General features: G+C 69.0%; 2 protein-coding genes. Both read left to right on the top strand.

The window, feature by feature from the left end; all coding sequences use genetic code 11:
* On the top strand, positions 1-899 hold an 899-nt coding region (locus tag JMF90_RS36070), incomplete at its 5' end, for a LysR substrate-binding domain-containing protein (protein WP_201326249.1).
* Between the two features lie 77 nt (positions 900-976).
* A complete protein-coding gene (locus JMF90_RS36065; RefSeq protein WP_077218805.1) occupies positions 977-1,603 on the top strand; it encodes a LysE/ArgO family amino acid transporter in 627 nt (208 codons plus the stop codon).
* Positions 1,604-1,690 lie beyond the last annotated feature (87 nt).

Genomic DNA, 1,690 nt, shown 5'->3' with positions numbered 1-1,690 from the left:
ATTTCGTGAAGGTCGTCGAATGCGGCAACGTCACGCACGCGAGCGAGGCGCTGCACGTCGCGCAGCCGGCGGTGAGCCAGCAGATGCGCAATCTCGAGCAGGATCTCGGGATGCAACTGCTCGAACGAAGCGTGCGCGGCGTCGCGCCGACCGCGGCGGGCCGCACGCTGTATCGGCACGCGCTCGAGTTGCTGCGCCAGGCCGACGGCACGCGCGAACTGCTGCGCCGCGACGCCGACACGCCGCAGGGCCGCGTGACCGTCGGCATGCCGTCGAGCACCGCGCGCGTGCTGGCCATTCCGCTCGCCCGCGCGGTGCGCGACCGCTATCCGGGCATCATGCTGGAGCTGATCGAAGCGCCGAGCGCCGACCTCGATACGCTGCTCGAACGCGCGCGGCTCGATCTCGCGATCGTCGTCGATGCGGTCGACACGCGCGGCATCGCGATTCACCGGTTGCTGACGGAAACGCTGTACCTGATCACGTGGCCCGGATTCCCGGTGCCGGACGCGCCCGTGCCGCTCGACGCGATCGCGCGGATGCCGCTCGTGCTGCCGAGCGCGCCGAACACGATCCGCAACCGCGTCGACTGGGCGATGCGCGAGGCCGGGCTGTCGTACGAGATCAGCTTCGAGGCGAGTTCGACCGGGCTGCTGTTCGCGGCCGTGATGGCGCAGCTCGGCGTGACGATCCTGCCGTGGACCGCCGCGCACGTCGAGATCGAGGAGCGCAAGCTCAAGCTGTCGACGGTCGCGCACCGGCTGTTCGCGCGCGACCTGTCGCTGTGCTGGCACGACACCGCGCTGGTCAGCAACGCGGTGCAGAAGGTGAAGGCCGAAATCGTCCGGCTGTTCGATACGCTCGGGCAGCGGCCGGAATGGGCGGCCGCCGGGCATTGACAATGGCCGCCGGCACCCCTTAACGTAGCGCCATCCTAACCATCACCGGTTCAGCTTAAGAGGTTGTCGGCCCGCTCGTGCTCGACACCTCTGCCTTCCTCGAAGGCCTGCTGCTTGGCGCCGGCCTGTTCACGTCGGTCGGTCCCAAGGACGCCTTCGTCATCAAGCGCTCGCTTTCGAGCCCTCACCTGCTCTCCATCGCCCTCGTCTGCGCGGGCAGCGACGCATTGCTGATCGTGCTCGGCGCGCACGGGCTGTCGGCATTGCTGTCGCGCCATGCCGCCGTGGTGGCGGCCGCGCTGTGGGCCGGTATCGCGTATCTCGCCGGCTACGGCCTGCTCGCGCTGCGCTCGGCGATCGTCGGACGGGAGCCTGAGCATGTAGATGGCTCACGCGTCGCTAGCGAACCCACGCGGTCGCGCACGCTGCTCGCGACCGCCGCGGTTTCGCTGCTCAATCCGTATGCATGGATCGATACGGTGCTGCTGCTCGGGACCGTGATCGTGAGCCACGCGCCGTCTGCCCGCGCGCCGTTTGCGATCGGCGCGATGACTGCGTCGCTGGCGTGGTTCCTGATGCTCGTCTATGGCGCACGCGCGTGCCGTGCGTGGTTCGCCCGTACGCTCGCGTGGCGCGTGCTTGACGGCTTCGTCGCGGTGATGATGCTCGGCTTCGCGGTGCGTTTCGCGATCGACGCGCTTTAGGCGTCAGCGGCCCGATGCCCGCACCGATTCCGATCTCGCGCGGAACGCGTCGTGCGCGTGGGTATGCAGCTCGAATCCAATGCCCGG

This window comes from Burkholderia sp. E168m23 (genome assembly GCF_016586125.1).
Classification (GTDB): Bacteria; Pseudomonadota; Gammaproteobacteria; order Burkholderiales; family Burkholderiaceae; genus Burkholderia; species Burkholderia orbicola.
Note: the sequence above shows the minus strand (reverse complement) of the source record. Positions and strands in the feature narration are given on the sequence as shown.